This is a genomic window from Wolbachia endosymbiont of Drosophila pseudotakahashii, assembly GCF_026015925.1.
GTDB classification, from domain to species: domain Bacteria; phylum Pseudomonadota; class Alphaproteobacteria; order Rickettsiales; family Anaplasmataceae; genus Wolbachia; species Wolbachia pipientis.
The window spans coordinates 1,062,644-1,082,085 of sequence record NZ_CP110359.1; the positions used below are offsets into that span (position 1 = coordinate 1,062,644).

Genomic DNA, 19,442 nt, shown 5'->3' on the forward strand with positions numbered 1-19,442 from the left:
ATTTCTAGGTTTTTACCTATATAAGCTGAAACGCGCTTACAAAGCGTTTAAGACAGCAAAAAACGTCAAATTGACAAGGGAGAATTTGAATACTAGCTACCCTAGGGTTTCTTTGCCTTTTTTCCTGCTTGGTAAATTTCTTAAACACTTGCGGTGTAGGTTAGTTGCAAGTTAAAAGCAGCTAAATCGCGGTTATTAAGCGTTTAGAATAAAAAAACGCCATACTTGAAAGTATAATGTAAGTAATTAGCCAACCACGGGGCTTCTTTTGCCTTTTTTTTCATTTGGTAAATTTCTTAAACATTTATGGCTAAACGACAATCGTCATCCCGCTACTTGTTAGCGGGATCTATTGCCGAGATACCGCGAATGAATCGCGGTATGACGGTTCGCGGTGGCATGACGATAAAGTTTATACCTCGTCATCCCGCTGCTTGTTAGCGGGATCTCTTGTTAGCGGCTGAGATACCGCGAATGAATCGCGGTATGACGGTTCGTGGCAGCATGAAGATAATCCCGCTACTTGTTAGCGGCTAAGGAATACCGCGAATGAATCGCGGTATGACGATAAGCTCGTCGTCCCGCTACTTGTTAGCGTTGTAGCGGTATGGTGTAGGAAAATTAGCTATATAGCTAACTTGTACCACGCGTTAAAGCTTTTAAACAGGTCTTGGTTTACTTACTCCATTATTTTCTTTATTATCAGATATCATTTTAAATAATATGGAGGAGCAAATTGTCAGCAATTGCCATTATTGATTTTGGTTCACAGTTTACACAGCTTATCGCAAGACAAGTAAGAGGAATGGGTGTTTATTGTGAGATATTTCCAAGCAACATCAGTTTTGAAACAATATCAAAATTCAATGGGTTTATTCTCTCTGGAGGACCACAATCTGTAAATGATGATTGTTCTGAAACAAGTAGAGTAGTACATGAAATTATAAAACTTAATGAGGCAACAAACGTTCCTATACTTGGAATATGCTATGGACAGCAACTCATTTGTCATTATTTTGGAGCAAAAGTAAAAGAGAGTTTCAAACAGGAGTTTGGTAGAACTAAAATCAAGATACTAAAAGAATCCCCCATTGTAAAGGATACCTGGGATGTTAATTCTGAAGTGGATGTATTAATGAACCATGCGGACAGTGTTGATACTATACCACAGGGATTTACTGTTATCGCATCAGGTGTGATAAATCAAACAATTGCAATGATTGTCAACGAACAGCGGAAGATTTACTGTACTCAGTTCCATCCTGAGGTTAAGCCCACAACAAATGGCAGTAAATTGCTCTCTAACTTCTTGGATATTGCAAATTGCAAAAGAGACTGGACAATGAAGTCGTTTATTGAGGAGCAAAAGGAAAAAATCAAAAATGTAGTAGGAGAGAAAAAAGTAATCGCTGCAGTAAGTGGTGGGGTTGATTCAAGCGTTGCAGCGGCTCTCACACATAAAGCTATAGGAAAACAATTGAACTGTATTTTTATCGATACTGGGTTGTTACGCAAGAACCAAACCATCGCTATGTTGAAAGAGATTCCGATAAATTACGTTGATAAATCAAATTTATTTTTGAGTAGGTTGAAGGGAATAACTGATCCAGAAGAAAAGCGAAAAATTATCGGTAACACTTTTATTGAAGTGTTTGAAGAAGAAGCAAAAAAAATAGGTGATGTGGATTTTTTGATGCAAGGTACCATCTACTCTGATGTAGTTGAGTCAGGGCATGCCTCAGACAACACTAGTACAATTAAGTCTCACCATAATGTTGGTGGGTTGCCAGAAAAGATGAATCTGAAGTTAGTGGAGCCTTTACGTTACCTCTTTAAAGATGAGGTAAGGCTACTTGGAAAAGAAATTGGGCTTTCAGACGAGATAATATTTCAACATCCATTTCCTGGACCCGGACTTGCAGTGAGGATTATAAGTGAAGTCGATAAAGAAAAGGTGCAAATATTGCAAGAAGTAGATGAAATATATATTAATACGATGAAAAATTACGATCTATATGATAAGATATGGCAAGCTTTTGCTGTATTATTACCAATAAAAACTGTAGGCGTTATGGGAGATGGTCGTACGTATGGATATGTTTGTGCTTTAAGGGCTGTAACATCATCTGATGGTATGACAGCCGATGCATTTCCATTTGAAGATAAGGATCAACACTTGCTAGTATTTTGGGATTTTTTACGCAATGTCGGCAGTATAATTGTTAATAATGTTCCCGGAGTAAATAGAGTTGTTTATGATATCACTTCTAAACCACCCGCAACTATTGAGTGGGAGTAAATCAAAAAGATCCCGCTGCTTGTTAGCTGGATCTAGAGATACCGCGAATGAATCGCGGTATGACGGTTAATTTTCTTTATTTTGCTTATAATTTCCACAAGCAGTGCAAACATAAATGAAGAATACAAATATCCTTTTGGTAATTCTATATGAAATCCATGAAGTATGAGGTACACACCGACAAGTAAAACAAATAAAATGGCGATTATTTTTAACCCTGGGTTAGATTTGATTAACTGGGCGGTATAACTTGATAAAAACAGCATTGCTAGCATGGAAAATGTAAATGCTGTAGCAATTATTACCATGTTATAAGTTAGTGCTATAGCAGTTAATATCGAATCAACCGAAAAAACTAAATCTATTAATATAATTTGTAGCACAACTAAAAAAAATTTTGATTTAACGTTTGCTTTCTTTTTATTTTTCTTACATACAAAGATGTCATCCCGTAACTCCATAGAGCTCTTAACAATAAGGAATAATCCCCCTGCGATCATAAGTAAATCCCTTGCTGATGCAGTGTGAAATATAGGTTTTTGCATTGATAATATAGATGATGTAAAAAATAGTATTACAAAACGCATTAATAGTGCTAATCCAAGGCCCATAAGGCGCATTCTTTCTCTCAGCGCATTTGGTACCTTATCTATTGCTAGAGAAATAAAGATTAAATTGTCTACACTAAGTATAGTTTCAAGTAGTGTAAGTGTCAGTAAAGTCCAAGCATCAGTTAGCATTTTTGTTTCAAATTCGGTTCTTCTTACTCTACAATAGATGTGTAAAAATTAAGTGACTTCACTCAGAAGTTTTATAGCAGTTCTCCAGAAAAACAGGATATATAAAGTTCAGCAGCTTCTTCTATTTTCGTTTTTGAGCAAAATCAATAATAAGAGAGTTTCTTATTTTCATGCACGCAAATAAGATAAAGCCTTATTTTCATTTTTGACTTTATTTGAAAATAATATATACTATAAAAATAGTGTGCTCGGTTGAATGAATGTATATTAAAGGATCATCATCAGGCAAAGTATTCGCTGGTTATCAGGCATTTATACCAAGCCCCTTGCCACCAAAATTTGAATGGGACAATGATTTAGTTAATAGTCTTTAAACCCTTACTTTACTATAAGGAAAGTGGTTGAAAACTTAGGTGTCGTATTTACAACAGCCCAAAGAGCAATCGTAAAGCTTGAAGATTTAGGCATCGTTTCACAAACTTCTCAAGGAAAGAGAGATCGGGTTTATTGTGCAACTGATATTTTGAATATTCTAGAAGAACCAACTAAGATTACAGAGAACTTCGATAGCACATTGTAGCTATTGTGATGAATAAATTCAGCAAACAGCAAGCTTAAAGAGTCTGATCCAATGGACATGCTGAACAAAAAGTAAGGAGCTCCTTTTGGAGGATTATATTAACTTATTAATTAATTGCTTGACTTTTAGCAGGATTCATTATATTATTTATTAATGAGTAATGCAATCAAACCAAGGAGGATAGCATGATAAATAATTTGGATTCAATAATTCTTGGAATAAAAGATGGTGAAAAGGCGATTGAAGATTTAAGGGTTGTTCTTAAAAAAAGAAAAGAAGAAGTTATTACTACACAGACATTTAATTACGCTTTACGATGCCCAAAAACTACAAAGGAAGCGATAGTACACGAAATTCTGCTTCATTTTATACAAAATCCTGGCGAGCAATCACTAGAACAAGTGATACAATGCTTAGATAGAGCAATACAATCTGGGATATATGCAAAAAACAACCCAATAAGAAATCTAGATGAAGAATTTCGTACTCATATAAACTTTAAAGATGAAGAGGGAAATACATTACTACATCATGCAGTTATAGGTAATAAAACTGAAGAAATAACCACCCTTCTTGTTACATATAGTGCAAATCCTTTGATACAAAACGCGGATAATAAAATTCCTTCAGATTTAGCTCAAGGAAAAACAAAAGAAGTGCTTATTAAAAGTATGAAAAAACAAGCTCATACGAAAAAAGAAAGCGCTATGATAGGCAGTTTAGTGCCTGGCATAATGATTGGTGGTTTTCTTGGTGTTGTACTTGGAGCTGGTGTGTATGTTGCAGTAAGTCTTTCTGGTGGTATGATACTAGGTGTAATGATAGCATCTGTTCTTGTTGCTAGTATAGCTGTTGGGCTGGCCATGTATTTTTTGAGTCAAGACTATGAACAGGCTAAAGCGATAGAAAAAACTATTAGCTCTGTTAGCTCTGAAATATCTGTTGGTGCTGCAAATGGTAAAAATGATAAAGAAGGGCAACAACTTACATAGAAAAAGCTATAGTATTTTTCAAACTAAATAATAAACTTTGTAATTAGGATATTCTGGATTCCAGCGTCACGCGCTGGAATGACAACTGCGTTTTTTGTTTTTTTGTCATCAAATACTCCTACTCTTTATGTCATCCAAGTGTCCTGACTACTTGGATCCAAGAAATTTAATTGTTTTAAATTTTCCCCTCTATACACCTATTTAAAATTTATGTTATTCACATGTGCAATATAATCTATAATAACGTTTATCAATACAATATATTAAAAAATATTATGAGCTTCGTAAAAGAAAAAAACACCCCTGTGATGGAGCAGTATTTGAACCTGAAAGCTCAATACAAAGATCATCTGCTATTTTATAGGCTAGGAGATTTTTATGAATTGTTTTTCGATGATGCTATTAAAGCTGCGAAATTGCTGAATATAGTGCTCACTAAGAGAGGTAATTCGTGTGGGCAAGAAATACCAATGTGTGGAGTGCCAGCACACAGTAGTGAATCTTACCTACACAAGCTAATAGATTTAGGATTCAAAGTAGCAATCTGTGACCAATTAGAAACTGCTGATGAAGCAAAAAAGAGGGGCTATAAATCCATAGTAAAACGTGATGTAGTGCGAGTTGTAACTCCAGGTACAATTATAGAAGATTCACTACTGGAGGATAAAAGCAATAATTATCTCGCGTCCATAGTTGAACAAAATGACGAATATGCTATTAGTTGGCTTGAATTATCGACGGGAAAATTTTTTCACACTTTAACGAGTTTGAAAGCTCTAGATAGTGATTTGTTGCGTATATCACCAAGAGAATTATTAATTTCTGAAAAACTCACTGAGGACGAAAAAATTAGATCGATTTTAAAAAACTATAAAATATCAATTACACAACACGCCCAGAGTTTTTTTGAGTATAGTAAATCTCACAGAACGTTATGCGAGTTTTATAAAATCAGGGAACTTGGGAGTATAGGAAATTTCAGCAAAGTAGAGATCATGGCGTGCGGTGCACTGCTTGAATATGTCAGAGTAACACAAAGGGGCTCCATTCCAAGGCTTGAATTCCCAAAAACCTATAAGCAACAAAATTTCATGCTTATTGATGCTTCAGCAAGGAGAAATCTTGAGTTATTTTCAACTCAATTTGGTGAAAAGAAAGGTTCACTAATTTCAGTTATTGATCACACAGTTACAGCCTCTGGTGGACGCCTGCTCAAGCAAATGCTCGCTTCACCACTTGCTTGCTCCAAGGCAATCAATTTGAGGCTCAGCACCGCTCAATTTTTTGTAAATAATCATGAGCCACGCAGAAAAATACGAGAGATATTATCTAACATTCCGGATATTGAGAGGTCTTTATCGCGCTTAATACTAGGGCGTGGTTCACCAAAGGATATGAACCTATTGAAAATAGGCCTAGGAAAAACTTTAGAGTTGTCTGAGTTTCTGTCTACCTTGCATAATTATTGTTTAAGTGAAGAACCAGTAGCTAACTCTCAGATGTCATTCCAGTGCTTGGCACTGGAATCTAGAGAAAAGGAGTCAGTGTCTACCACTCAGGTGATAAGTAGTGACGAGAGTGAACTCAGCACAATACATAAAAGTCTTGACAATCATAAGAACCTGTTTGAGCTTCTAAACGGTGCTGTGCTTGATAACAATCTTAGTTCCGTAAAAGAAGGAGGGTTTATCCACTCAAAATACAACTCAGAATTATCTGAGTTATCCTATGTATTAAATAATAGTAATAAACTAATAACCAAACTCCGTGAATCTTATCGCGACCTAACTGGCATTGCCGCACTCAAAATATTACACAACAACATACTCGGTTATTACGTTGAAGTGTCAGCAAATCACAAAATAACTTCGGATATATTTATTCATAGGCAAAGCTTAGCAAATAGCATGCGCTACACTACTAATGAATTGAAAGAACTAGAAAATAAAATTCTTACGGCACGTGATGCTGCAATCGGCTTAGAAATGAAAATTTTTAGTGAACTGTGTAGTGAAATTGCTAAAGAGTCTGAAAAAATTGCTCTTGCTGCAAATGCTTTGGCAAAACTTGATATTAGAACCGCGTTTGCAGAGCTTGCAGTGCAAAATAATTATGTAAAACCCACTATCGATGACAGTAAAGAGTTCAATATCTGTGGAGGAAGACATCCAGTGGTTGAGGTTAACGATAAATTCATTGCAAATAGCATCAATTTAGCTGGTATACATCTAATTACTGGTCCTAATATGGCTGGAAAAAGCACTTTCTTGAGGCAAAACGCTCTCATTGCAATTTTAGCTCACATGGGGTCATTTGTGCCAGCAGAGAGTGCACATATTGGAGTGATTGACAAGGTATTCAGCAGGGTTGGCGCAACGGATAATATAACGGCTGGTTATTCTACCTTCATGGTAGAGATGATCGAAACAGCAACGATAGTAAATCAGGCAACGGACCGTTCCTTGGTGATACTTGATGAAATTGGTAGGGGCACAGGGGTATATGATGGATTATCTATTGCACAGGCGGTGATTGAACATATTCACAATGTAAATAAGTGCCGCGCCATTTTTGCAACTCATTATCATGAATTAACTAAAGTAAGCAAATACTTGAAGAACGTGAAATGTTTTTGTGTAAAAATAAGGGAGTGGAACGGAGAGGTTATCTTTTTACATGAAGTAATTGAAGGCATTGCAGATGAGTCATATGGAATACATGTGGCAAAACTTGCTGGTTTTCCTGATTCTGTTTTAAATAGAGCAAGTGAAGTGTTTGAGGAGCTGAAGGCTTGAATCATTATTATAAGTGAAGAATTACCTATACAATCGTGGTAGTAGCTATAGAAACGAAAAACTTACTTGACACCCTTCACCAGCGCCCTTATCATGATAGTGGAGCTATTGTATTTGCTTTCGCCAATCTGCAGATTAAAAGGTAAGGATTACTTAATGTATCGGCGTCTTATGTTCAATTTTTTGCAGTGTATAGATACTGTATGTCTTTACAAAACTTCATCTACATCTAGATTTTTATCTAAATAAGCTGAACGCGCTTACAAAGCGTTACAAGACATCAAAAAATGCCAATACTCGACAGAGATAGTAAAAGACTAGCTAACTCGGGAATTCTTTGTCTTTTTTTCTGCTTAGTAAATTTCTTAAACATTTGCAGCGTAAGTTAGTTGCAATTAAAAGCAGCTTAATCTTGCTTGTCAAGCGTTTAAAACATAAAAAACGCCAATATTTTAAAGCGGATAATAACCCCAGGGCTTCTTTTGCCTTTTTTTTATTTGGTAAATTTCTTAATATTTATGGCTAAACGACAATCGTCATCCCGCAGCGGGATCTAGAGATACCGCGGCGTTATGACAGTTCGCGGCGGTATGACGTAGAGTGCTGTCATTCCAGTGCTTGGCACTGGAATCCAGCCTTTATTATGCAGCCACTTGGTTGAAATTAAGTCTTCTAGATCCCAGTGTCAGCTACTTGGATGACAGGAGAAGGAAGCACTGGGATTGGGATGGAAAAGGCTATTTGTGTTATGCCAATGAGTGATAGAAAGTTCTGCAAGAAGTCATTAATTGCAAAAATTTAATATAAGTGGTAAAGTAGAACCACTGAATAAAAAACATATGTTAATTAATACAACGTCGGAGCTGGAGGACATATGTGAGGGGTTGATAGCAAAAAAGCCAAAATTTATAGCAGTTGACACGGAGTTCATTAGAAATAATTTAATCTACTACCCAAAATTATCGTTAATTCAAATTTCTTACGGAGAGAAGAGTTTTATTGTAGACGCATTAGTGCCAGAAATTGATTTATCATTCATTAAGAAAATAATGCTAAATCAGGGGATAACCAAAGTGTTTCATAGCTGCCGGCAGGATATAGAATCCTTACTCACTGTATTTAAATGTATTCCCACTCCCATTTTTGATACCCAAGTTGCTGCTATGTTTTGTCATTATTATCATGACTTTATTGGTTACTCAAAAGTAGTGGAGCAATATCAAGGAATAGCACTGGATAAAATTAAAGCTAAAAATTCAGATTGGTTAAGGCGTCCGTTGTCCGAAGATCAGTTAGATTATGCAGTAAGCGACGTGGTACACCTATATGACCTATACCAAATATTGTGCAATAAACTTGAAGAAAATAATAGGATGGGTTGGTTTCAAGAAGAGATGGAATCAATAGTTGATATAAATAAGTATTTACATAGCCCAAAAGATGCATGGAAGAGGATTAAATTTAATTATGAAGTAAATCCAAGATTGATACTAACTGTTAAAGCAGTTAGTGAGTGGCAAGAAACCTTAGCACAGCGCTATAATATGAACCGTAATAAAATAATCAATAATGCTGTAATAGCTGATTTTATTGAAAAAAATGTAGAGCATGTTGATGAGATTTTAGATGATCTCAAGAGGAATACAAAAAATATAAAAGATGCGGATTTACTAGAGTTTGTGAATATTTTTAATGAAAATGAGAGAAATTGGATGCAGCAAAACAACACCTTATCGAGTAATTATGATAAATCTGTACTTGATATACTCTCAATTATTTTAGATAGTAAATGTAAAGAAAGTAACATATCAAGGAAATTAGTTTCTTCAAAAGATGAGTTAACCGGGTCAATATCTAGACAGACAGATAAATTATTCAAGGGATGGAGATATGATTTTTTTGGCAGGTCAGTTGAATCATTTTTGAACACAAGCTCAAAATTTGAGATTTCAGCAGTGAAATCCGCAAATAATATAACCAAAATTCAGAGTAATTTAGTGGAGAATAACTGTTGCTAAAGTAACTTAGATTTATCGACAATCGTCATCCCGCTACGTGTTAGTGGCTAAGAGATACCGCGGCGGTATGAAGGTTAAGTAGGGTGTCATCCCAGTGCCTTGACTACTTCGATCCAGGAAAATTGATTGTAAACGAGCAAACATTTTCGATAAAATTACCAAAAAGCTAGATCCCAGACTGGGATGACACCACCTACAAATTGCAATGTTCGTATAGTTATGTGCTTGACACTGGGATCTAGAAAATCTAGTTAATATATATAGAGAAACCTTAGCTATAGTTTCAAAAGAAGTCGAATGTATTTTGTTATATGATTATAAGTCTAACAGGCGGAATTGGGGTAGGAAAGAGCTTTGTAGCTAATTGCTTTCAAGAGTTTGGTGCTGTTGTATTTGATGCTGATTCTGTTGTACACCAACTTTATAAAGTGGATAAAAGCATAATAAGTTATGCAGAGAAAAATTTTCCTGGAGTGGTAGTAAATGGTGAAATAGATAGAACAGTACTGTCTAAATATTTCTTAGCCTACGATGAAAATTGGAAACAATTTCAATCTTTGGTTCACTCTGCTGTGCTGCGTGAATTAGAATTTTTTATTGCCAAGGAAAAAAAGATCGATAGAAAACTTTTAGTTTTAGATGTGCCACTTCTATTAGAAACAAAATTTTATTTATATTGCGACCTTATTGTTTTTGTTCATGCAGATAGCGTTGTGCAAGCTCAAAGACTTAACGAACGCAACATAGATAAAGAAAAGCTTAATCTAATCTCCGATGTTCAGTTATCTATTGAGGAGAAAAGGAAGATGAGTGACTTTATTATCGATACCAGTGTAAGCAAAGAGTATGTTTTTTCTCAAGTAAAAGATATAGTGGATTCATTAAACCTAAACACGTAGCTCTACGTCATACCGCCGCGGTATCTCTAGATCCCGCTAACAAGCAGCGGGATGACGGTTGTCAGGATCCCAGCAGCCTCCCTCCCCTGTCATCCAAGTAGCCCCCTATGGTGTCATCCCAGTGCCCAGACACTGGGATCCAGGAAAATTGATTGTGCACTATAGCAATATTTTTGATCAAAAACTGGATTCCAGTGGGCTTTGTTGCATCGCTAGCTATGATGGATTAAAGATAAAAAAGATGGAGAATATCAGTAGCTTATTATTCTGGTATTTATAATAAGAACGGTCAGTGAATACCTAAATTTGAGTAAAAGAAATTTCACTACCACTCACTAATCTGGCTAAAATTCAAGAATTTCAATGCTTTAGCTATTTTCAATAGAATTAAATTTATTAATATAAATAATAAATTACTATTCTTAAATTTGATCAGATTGATTGCAAAAAAACAAGATTTTCAATAAGTTGCTTATAATTCTAACTATAGTTAGCCTTTCATAAGTAGCGATGCAACAAAGCCATTCCAGTGTCAAGCACTGGAATGACACCCTTCCGATGGGAACTGCTCTCAAACTACAACAGCATGAGTAGCTATAGAAGCTTTAATGATACAAGAAAAAATAAACAGCTATCATTTTTTTAGTAATTAAGTAAAATAGAGTGAAAGATTGCGAGGAAGTTTTGAAAAATAAGATAAAAAAGATAGTAATTTCAGGAAAGGAAGTGTGGCCAATCATCGAGGGCGGCAAAGGCATTGCAGTTAGTGATGGAAGATCAAGCGGAGCATTTGCTGCAGCAGATGCTGTGGGTACATTTTCTGGTGCAAATGCTAAGCTTATTGATGATAATGGCGAGTTAGTGCCACTAATTTATAAAGGCAAAACAAGAAATGAAAAGCATAGTGAATTGATTGAGTATAGTATTGAAGCTGGAATTAGTCAAGCAAGAATAGCAAATGAAATATCAAAAGGTCATGGAAGAATACACATGAATGTACTTTGGGAGATGGGAGCAGCAGAACGCGTGCTTCATGGCATATTAGAAGGAGCGAAAGGTTTGATTCATGGTATTACCTGCGGTGCTGGTATGCCTTATAGGCTTGGAGAAATTGCAGCTAAATATCAGGTTTATTATTACCCTATTATCTCATCGGTGCGTGCTTTTAAAGCATTATGGAAGCGTGCTTACCAAAGAATATCTTCCTATTTGCTTGGTGGAGTAGTGTATGAAGATCCATGGCTTGCTGGAGGGCACAATGGACTGAGTAACAGTGAAGACCCAGAGCTACCACAGGCTCCATTTGAAAGAGTTGCAGAGCTTAGATCTTTCATGAACAAGATCGGTCTTTCAGAAACACCAATTGTTATGGCAGGAGGAGTGTGGCATTTGAAAGATTGGGAACATTGGTTTGACAATCTGCAAATTGGACCAATAGCTTTTCAGTTTGGCACTCGTCCACTTTTGACGAAAGAAAGCCCAATTTCTGCAGAGTGGAAAAAGAAGCTACTCACTTTAGAAGAAGGTGATGTATTTTTAAATAAATTCAGTCCAACAGGGTTTTACTCATCTGCAGTAAAAAATAACTTCATACGTGAGTTGCAGGAACGGAATTCACGTCAAATAAAGTTTTCAGAAAATGCTAGCGAAGAATTTAATAATGAATTTGCAATGGGTAGCAGAGGTAGAAAGATCTACCTTACTGCAAAAGACAAAGAACTGGCAAATACATGGACTAAAGCAGGGTATACAGAAGCAATGAAAACTCCAGATACAACTGTTATTTTTGTGACGCCAGGCAGGTTTGCAGAGATAAGACAAGATCAAATCAATTGTATGGGATGCTTAAGTCATTGTTTGTTTAGCAATTGGAAAGATCATGGTGACCATTCAACAGGACGAAAGCCAGATCCGCGTAGTTTTTGCATACAAAAAACACTGCAAAACATTATACAGGGTGGTGATATTGAGAACGAACTCATGTTTTCCGGGCACAATGTGTACAAATTTAAGCAAGATCCATTTTATGAGAATGGCTACGTACCAGCAGTAAAAGAACTGGTGGAAAGGATATTGACTGGGTATTGAGTCAGTGACCTTACCCAGAAAAAGTGGAGAGAAAGTGTGGAATGTTTTTTACAAAAAGAATGATGCATCAAATTGTTCTGGAATGCAATAGTTAATAGTGACGTTGTTTGTTATAAAAAATTTCTATATATTCAAATATAGCAGTTTTGATATGCTGTTTAGAGTGCCGAGAGGTGTCTATTGGTAACTCCCTTTTTAGAGAACTGAAGAAGCTTTCTGCAACAGAATTGTCGCAACAACAGCCTTTATTACTCATCTATATTCTTTACAGCTAAGAGATATTGATACCCTTGCGCAGTATATTGTGAACCTTGGTCACTGTGCAGCAGTAGATTTTTAACAGGTTTACGCCTATTAATGGCCATTAATAAAGAGTTCATAACCAATTGTTTATTTATTGCACTACTCATTAACTACCATACGTGAGAATTATTGCTGCCAAATATAGCCATCCCTCCTTGGTTTTGATGTAAGTAATCCCATACTTTATTTGGTTGATCAACAATAAAGTTTTGATCTAGTATATTGGGAGCTACAGCTCTATTATCTGTTTGTTGTTTTTTAATTTTAAACTTTCTTCTCAGTATAGCCCTGATGTCATTTTTCTGCATAATACTTTGCACCGTTTTCAAATTGCAACTTTTACCCAAAGCCTTCAATTCAGCATGAATTTTAGGAGCTCCATATCTACATTTAGAAGCTTGATATATTTTTTGAATAGCTTCGAGTAGCTCTTTATTTGCTGATTCTCTACTGCTTATTTTTCTTGTGGTCCACTTATAGTAGCCACTAGCAGAAAATCCTACATAATTCCTGTACTTTATAGCAGTTACTATATAAAAAAATATTTTACTCTTTTTGACTGGCCAGGGTTTTTTTTTAAATGTCTCTTTCCCTTGTTACTCTTGCTTTGTAAATCAAACCTCTCTTTGTCGTAAGGAGCCATGTTACCTCTACCTGGAAATGCATCTGCTGCCGACTTTTTTTCGTTGTGTTTCTTTATCCATTTTCCTAATAAACCACCCTTTATTCCTAAATCCTTTGCTGTTTTTGTAATTGTTTGACCTGCCTTTCTTTGTTCATTTGCCAGTTTAACAGCTTCCAATTTGAATTCTGCCGTATATTCTCTTACCATTTCTAATCCTCCAAAATTTTATTTTACCCAAAAAAACTCTTTTCTTTCTCTCCACTTTTTCTGGGTAAGGTCAGTTTACTGGCCTCTCCATGAGTGAGATTGAAAAATTAAGTGGAAATCTGTGAACGGTTACCTTGGATGACAGAAAAGAGTGTTGGAAGGAGGCAATATTAAAAACTTAATTTCAGTCCAGCCAAGAACACATAACCAGAGTTGTTATTTTCTATTTTAGGCTCTTTTGTACTAAACTTTACAATATCGAAATAGTATGAAGTACCTAAAAAAAGAGAATTTTCAAGACTTAAAGCATATGATGTTAACTCGTTTGTACCTTCGCCTGCAATATCCCTACCACTACTAAAATATGTTAAGCTCGATTTGTAAGAATCAGAACGGTAAGCGATACCTGCATTCATATAATACGTATTATTTGTTTCAGGATTACGCTTCTCACCAGATTTACCACCATTACCATACGAAAAAATGCAATCAAGATCGAACAATTTTAGCTTCAAACCAAAATTCCAGTGTAGTAATTGATTGCGGCATTCATAATTTTTAGAAGTCCCATCTGAGCAATCAGTTAAATTTTCTCTTGCAAATTCACCAGTTAAGGCAGTAGTAAAACCTATATCATCTGACAAGCTGTTTTTATAGGAAAGGCCAGCAGCAATTAAATTGCTGTACTGTAAGTCATTTTTTCCTGGAACATAACTGAATCCGAGTTGAAAGTTATAGATTTCAGGGGAGATGTAGTTAATTGATGATTGTTTTAACCCTAGTTCGAGTTCATTATAATCGCTATAAATATTGGGCTTGACCCAGAACACCTTGTCTTGATCATATCCAGGGTCACCATCTTTTTTATGATCACCGCGCAAATTTGCATAGTTTGTCCAATGACCATTTACTCCTCCAGCAGCTACATAAATTTTTGAAGTGTTAATTAACATGCTCTGACCAACTAAACTTCTTTTACCATATTCAATTGATCCAAGTTCCTGGTTTTTTATGATAAAATACCATTCCTCCATGTCTAACTTTTCTATGTCTAACGCTTTTAGGTTTGCAATACCAGAAACCCCTGCCTTAACATTAACCCCCATTTGAGTATTTGGATAAACTTGCTGTAAATAAAGAAAGCGTAAGTATGAATAACTTGAAGTTTTATCCTTAGGCTTAGCATTGAAAGAATCTCTGTTGAAGGCGTAGCCGAATCTCAAATCTATTTTTCCGTCTAGTTCTGCATAAAATATTTCCTTATCCAAAATTGTTTTAGAGCTAGCACTATTCTGCAAAAACAATGATGAAAGCAGTGCTACCAGGTAGTACTTTAACTTCATAAATAAACTTAAATCTTTATAAAAATTTAAGTTTAAACTCAATATAAATAAAAAACAACTTTTCAGAAGGCACCGCTGGTAGATTTTGCTGCCTGTTTTTGAGCTATATTCCCATAAATTATTGATACACTTGGTAATTTTCGCTTTAATAACTGCTTATTAATGGCAGAATGTATACGATTAATTATTTTAGATATACTTTTTACATCGCAGTTAATCAAAACAAAAAGCACTTTATTCTCATCAATATACCCTAGAAAATCATCACTACGGCAATTTTTATAAAAATGTTCTATGATAACTTTCAGTGCATTATTTGTCTCACTACAGCTACTATTTAAGCCAATCACTCCTATAGCTGCATTAATTTGATGTTGAAAGGCAAAATTTAATATAACGTATAACTCTAGAATAGTGGACTCATTGCCCAGTATATCGAATAAGTCATGGTTTTTATATTTTTTACCCATTAGATATTTATCTCTAAAGATTCCTAGTTTATGGGACAAACTGATATCACGTATTAATAGCTCATAATTTATTTTATTACTGGCAAATTGTGTAGTGCGGAAAACTTTTACTTTTGTCCTGATATCTTCTCCTTTAGCATCAGTTAAGGAAAAATCTATCACTTTAGGTAATATATCAAGTAAATCGTGCCCATTTTCGGTATACTCTAAATAATTCTTCACGTTGTCAGCTGCTCTTGTGCTTAAGATATTAATTAATGGCTTATTAAGCAAATTCTCCTCTTCATATTTTAACAAATCCATTGCAACTTGATTGAGCCCTAAAATTAACACGTTTTTTTTCTTATTATCCTGACAAACAGATACCACAGCATCATCTTTTCTTCTTGCAGTTATGAAATCATCCATACTTTCATTCTATACAGCGTATTTATAAGTATAATAAGATTATATTAAGATTTACTTACTTATTGATATACTTAATTAGGTATAGACAAAATGTCATACGGGATGGCTTTGTTGTAGAAGAATCAAGATTACTGTTTATAGACTTCAAGTTACTGCAAAAAATATTTTAAAACATAGTGATATCTTGACTTTACCTAGTTAATATTCCAAATTATAAAAAAACAGATAGTTCTATGACGACAAGTCTATTACAAGGCAAAAAGGGATTAATAACCGGAATAATAAATAAGAGATCAATAGCATACGGTATAGCAAAAACTCTCTCAGAGCACGGAGCAGAACTTGCAATCACCTACCAGAATGAAATAATAAAAGAAAAACTATCACCAATAGCAGATGAACTAAATGTGGAGCTAATATTACACTGCGACGTTTCAAATGAAAAAATCATAGATAACGCTTTCGAAATAATAGAGAAAAAATGGGGTACTCTTGACTTTTTGGTGCATGCAATAGCATTCTCCGATAAAAATGAGTTAGATGGTAAATATGTCAATACTTCACTGGATAACTTCCTCAATGCAATGCATATATCGTGCTATTCTTTTACTGCTTTAGCGCAAAGGGCTGAAAAAATGATGTCAAATGGTGGTAGTTTACTTACTTTATCTTATTATGGCGCTGAAAAAGTTATGCCAAATTATAACGTTATGGGTTTATGTAAAGCGGCACTTGAAGCAAGTGTAAAATATATAGCATGTGATCTCGGGCCACAAAATATCAGAGTAAATGCAATTTCCGCTGGTCCAATCAGAACTTTAGCATCTTCTGGAATAAGCGATTTTCACTCCATATCAGAATGGAATAGAAATAATTCTCCGCTCAGACGCAATGTTACAATAGAGGATGTTGGCAAGGCAGCGTTATACTTATTAAGCGACTTAAGTAGTGGCACTACTGGAGAAATTTTGCACGTTGATTCAGGATATAACGTTGTGGGAATGAAGGTAGTTGACTAACAAAGCACTAGTTCCTTCGGGTTCATGCACAACTCTATCAGGAGTTTTGTGACTGTGATTGCAGAAAACATCGAACATAAAATTCCTATTGATAGAGTGACAGAAAAGCCTCTTATTGCTCCACTGCCAATAATGAACATTATTCCTGCAGCAATTAATGTAGTGATATTTGAATCCAGTATTGTCTTTATAGCGTTTTTAAACCCTTCTTCAATAGCACGTTCCACTCTCTTGCCAGATTTGATTTCCTCACGAATTCGCTCAAATATTAAAACATTTGCATCCACCGCCATACCAACAGTAAGTGCAATACCGGCAACTCCAGGTAAAGTTAGAGTTGCTTCAAGCAGAGTGAGAATTGATAATATAAGAACTACATTAGAAAAAAGTGCAACAGAGGCCAATACACCTAATTTGCCGTAAGTGATGATTATAAATAAAGCCACGGCTATAATAGAGATTGTTGCTGCCATTTCCGCTGCCTTTATTGATTCTTCTCCAAGACTTGGGCCAATGTTTTTTTCTTCAATTATTTTAAGTGGTGCTGGCAGTGCTCCAGATTTTAAAAGTATTGCAAGTTCGCTTGCTTGTTTTTCAGTGAAATTACCGCTAATTTCTCCCTCTCCATTTAAAATTGGCTCACGTATTGTAGGTACTGTTAAGACTGTGTTATCCAGAACAATTGCAAAAGGTTTTCCCACATTTTCTTTAGTGATTTTTGCGAATCTTTTACTCGCTATGCTGTCAAATTTAAAATGCACTGTTGGTTTACCTAAGTGACCAAATCTAACTGATGCGTTAACCAGCGAATCACCACCTATTTCAGTTTTGCGGAATATTGGATAAGAATTACCTAAAGAATCCTTGAGCATGACAGTGGTTTCATGGTCTATATCCTGCACCTTGGCTATGTTAGTGTTTGCCAAATGAAAAGCTAGCTTAGCAGTTTTGCCAAGCAGAGATTTTATCTGCTTGGTATCTTCTACTCCAGGCACCTGCACTAATATTTTATTCTGCCCTTGTTTTTGAACGCTGACTTCCTTTGTGCCAAGTTTGTCCAAACGGCGCTGGACATTGTTTATTGATTCTGCAGCTACTTCACTGATCAAAGAATTTTTATAATGGGGTTTATACGAAATGAGAATCGAAGAATCTTTTCTATTTAGCTCTAAATTTGGATTTATCGCATTAATCAACACAGATGCTTTTTTATAATCATCAATATTATTTAAAGTTATAACGCTATTTTGTACGTTAGATTCAATATTTTTTGTTAGCAATGTCTCTTTTATTTCGTTAGCTAGCATGCTTAGCTTTTCCTTAAAATAGAAGTCTAAGTCTATGTTTAAAAGCAAAGATGCCCCTCCTTTCAGGTCAAGGCCTAAGTTTATTCTTTTTTTCGAAATAAAAAGCTTATTATCAAAGAAATTTGGCAGTGTTATGTATAAAGCAAATAAACAGATGCATAATACTGAAAAAGATTTGACTATAAGTCTGTTGTACATAAGTTGTAGGTTTAAAATTGTAATAATTGATTGTAAGTTAAAAATAGATTTTTGTAAAATTCTCTATTTGACCTTACCCAGAAAAAGTAGAGGGAAAGTTAAGACGTTTTTATCATGAGAATAAATTGTGCAGGAATGCAATAGTTAATAGTAGAATGTCTACGTTATTTGTTATAAAAGATTTCTATGTATTCAAATATGGCAGTTCTGGTTTGTTGAGCGAGAAGTATCAATAAGCAGCTCCCTTTTAAGTGAACTTTTCTGCAACAGAGTTATCGTAACAACAGCCCTTATGGCTCATGCTGGAAATGATGTTTTTTGTATTCAATAGAAATTGGTAATTTTGAGAGGTATGCTGTGACCCTTGATCGCTATGTAACAGCAGATTTTTATCGGGTTTGCGTTTATCAACGGCCATCAATAAAGAATCTATAACTAATTATCATGTTACTCATTAACCACCATGCGTGAATATAGGTCAATTATTGCCGCCAACAACCTTCTTTAGTTTTTATGTAGGTAATCCCAAACTTTATTTGGCTGATCAGTAGTAAAATTTTGATCCAATGTGTTCGGAGCCACAACTCGGTTGCTTATTTGCTGTTTTTTATTTTTGAACCTTCGTCTAAGCTTGGTTTTAATGCCATTTTCTTGCATAACACTTTGTACTGTTTTAATTTTTGCCTAAAGCTTTTAATTCAGCGTGAATTTTAGGAGCTCCATATCTGCATTTAGAATGCTTGATGTATTTTTTGAGTATCTGCTAGAAGCACTTCTTTTGCTAATTCTTTACTGCTTTTTTCCTTAGCAACCAATACCACCAGTACAAAACCCTACATAGTTCCTGTGTTTTATAGCAATTTCTATATAAAAGAATACTTTACTCTTTTTCTTTGCCCAGGGCTTTTTTTAAAATGTCTCTTTCTCTTGTTAGTTCTTTTTTTAGATCAAATCTTTCTTTGTCATAAGGAGCCTTTGCCTGGAAATGCGTATGCTCCAGACATTTTTCCATCATATTTTCTTACTTAACATACTGCCATCTATACCTAGATCTTTTGCTATTTTTGTACTTGCTTGACCTGTTTCTTTAACCAGCTTAACAGCTTCTAATTTGAATTCTGCTGTATATTCTCTTCTATTTGTCATATTTT

At 35.1% G+C, this 19,442-nt stretch carries 13 protein-coding genes and 2 pseudogenes; 9 read left to right on the forward strand and 6 right to left on the reverse strand.

Annotated elements, in window-relative coordinates:
• The first annotated feature begins 736 nt into the window (after positions 1-736).
• Entirely contained in the window at positions 737-2,299 is a 1,563-nt protein-coding gene (gene guaA / locus ONI09_RS05530) for a glutamine-hydrolyzing GMP synthase (RefSeq protein ID WP_151807741.1), read from the forward strand.
• 32 nt (positions 2,300-2,331) lie between these two features.
• Here guaA and ONI09_RS05535 read toward each other — a convergent pair whose 3' ends face one another.
• Positions 2,332-3,039, reverse strand: coding sequence for a TerC family protein (locus tag ONI09_RS05535; RefSeq protein ID WP_265013914.1), 708 nt, complete (start codon positions 3,037-3,039; stop codon positions 2,332-2,334).
• Positions 3,040-3,436: 397 nt separating this feature from the next.
• Between ONI09_RS05535 and ONI09_RS05540 the strand changes: the two genes are divergently transcribed.
• The 7 genes from ONI09_RS05540 (at position 3,437) to ONI09_RS05570 (ending at position 12,411) form a co-directional block, all read left to right on the forward strand.
• Positions 3,437-3,619: a hypothetical protein gene (locus ONI09_RS05540; RefSeq protein WP_006279522.1), complete on the forward strand. Its 183-nt coding sequence runs from the start codon at positions 3,437-3,439 to the stop codon at positions 3,617-3,619.
• Positions 3,620-3,804: 185 nt separating this feature from the next.
• Positions 3,805-4,611 (forward strand): ankyrin repeat domain-containing protein, encoded by an 807-nt coding sequence (locus ONI09_RS05545; RefSeq protein ID WP_265013915.1) that lies wholly within the window; start codon positions 3,805-3,807, stop codon positions 4,609-4,611.
• A 275-nt stretch (positions 4,612-4,886) separates the two neighbouring features.
• A complete protein-coding gene (gene mutS / locus ONI09_RS05550) occupies positions 4,887-7,406 on the forward strand; it encodes a DNA mismatch repair protein MutS (RefSeq protein ID WP_265014439.1) in 2,520 nt (839 codons plus the stop codon).
• Between the two features lie 839 nt (positions 7,407-8,245).
• Positions 8,246-9,424: a ribonuclease D gene (locus ONI09_RS05555; RefSeq protein ID WP_265014440.1), complete on the forward strand. Its 1,179-nt coding sequence runs from the start codon at positions 8,246-8,248 to the stop codon at positions 9,422-9,424.
• A gap of 311 nt (positions 9,425-9,735) precedes the next feature.
• On the forward strand, positions 9,736-10,323 hold the full coding sequence (gene coaE, locus ONI09_RS05560) for a dephospho-CoA kinase (protein ID WP_006280338.1): 588 nt from the start codon (positions 9,736-9,738) through the stop codon (positions 10,321-10,323).
• A 58-nt stretch (positions 10,324-10,381) separates the two neighbouring features.
• Complete coding sequence (locus ONI09_RS05565) at positions 10,382-10,603, forward strand: hypothetical protein (protein ID WP_265013916.1); 222 nt, start codon at positions 10,382-10,384, stop codon at positions 10,601-10,603.
• A gap of 404 nt (positions 10,604-11,007) precedes the next feature.
• Complete coding sequence (locus tag ONI09_RS05570) at positions 11,008-12,411, forward strand: NAD(P)H-dependent flavin oxidoreductase (RefSeq protein WP_265014441.1); 1,404 nt, start codon at positions 11,008-11,010, stop codon at positions 12,409-12,411.
• A gap of 48 nt (positions 12,412-12,459) precedes the next feature.
• Here the strand turns inward: ONI09_RS05570 and ONI09_RS07130 are convergent.
• From ONI09_RS07130 to ONI09_RS05600, 3 genes and pseudogenes are all read right to left on the reverse strand, one after another.
• Positions 12,460-13,546 (reverse strand): annotated as a pseudogene (locus tag ONI09_RS07130) (IS3 family transposase).
• A 170-nt stretch (positions 13,547-13,716) separates the two neighbouring features.
• Positions 13,717-14,889, reverse strand: a complete 1,173-nt coding sequence (locus ONI09_RS05595) for a porin (protein WP_265014442.1) — start codon at positions 14,887-14,889, stop codon at positions 13,717-13,719.
• A 62-nt stretch (positions 14,890-14,951) separates the two neighbouring features.
• Positions 14,952-15,767, reverse strand: a complete 816-nt coding sequence (locus tag ONI09_RS05600) for a hypothetical protein (protein WP_265013917.1) — start codon at positions 15,765-15,767, stop codon at positions 14,952-14,954.
• Between the two features lie 233 nt (positions 15,768-16,000).
• On the opposite strand from ONI09_RS05600, the gene ONI09_RS05605 reads away from it, so the two are divergent.
• Positions 16,001-16,786 (forward strand): enoyl-ACP reductase FabI, encoded by a 786-nt coding sequence (locus ONI09_RS05605; RefSeq protein WP_006280349.1) that lies wholly within the window; start codon positions 16,001-16,003, stop codon positions 16,784-16,786.
• Here the strand turns inward: ONI09_RS05605 and secD are convergent.
• The gene (gene secD / locus ONI09_RS05610; protein ID WP_265013918.1) at positions 16,783-18,291 is read right to left on the reverse strand and encodes a protein translocase subunit SecD; all 1,509 of its coding nucleotides are present in this window, start codon (positions 18,289-18,291) and stop codon (positions 16,783-16,785) included. The two genes, ONI09_RS05605 and secD, sit on opposite strands and share 4 nt — an antisense overlap.
• A gap of 164 nt (positions 18,292-18,455) precedes the next feature.
• Positions 18,456-19,437 (reverse strand): annotated as a pseudogene (locus ONI09_RS07135) (IS3 family transposase).
• Positions 19,438-19,442: the final 5 nt, after the last annotated feature.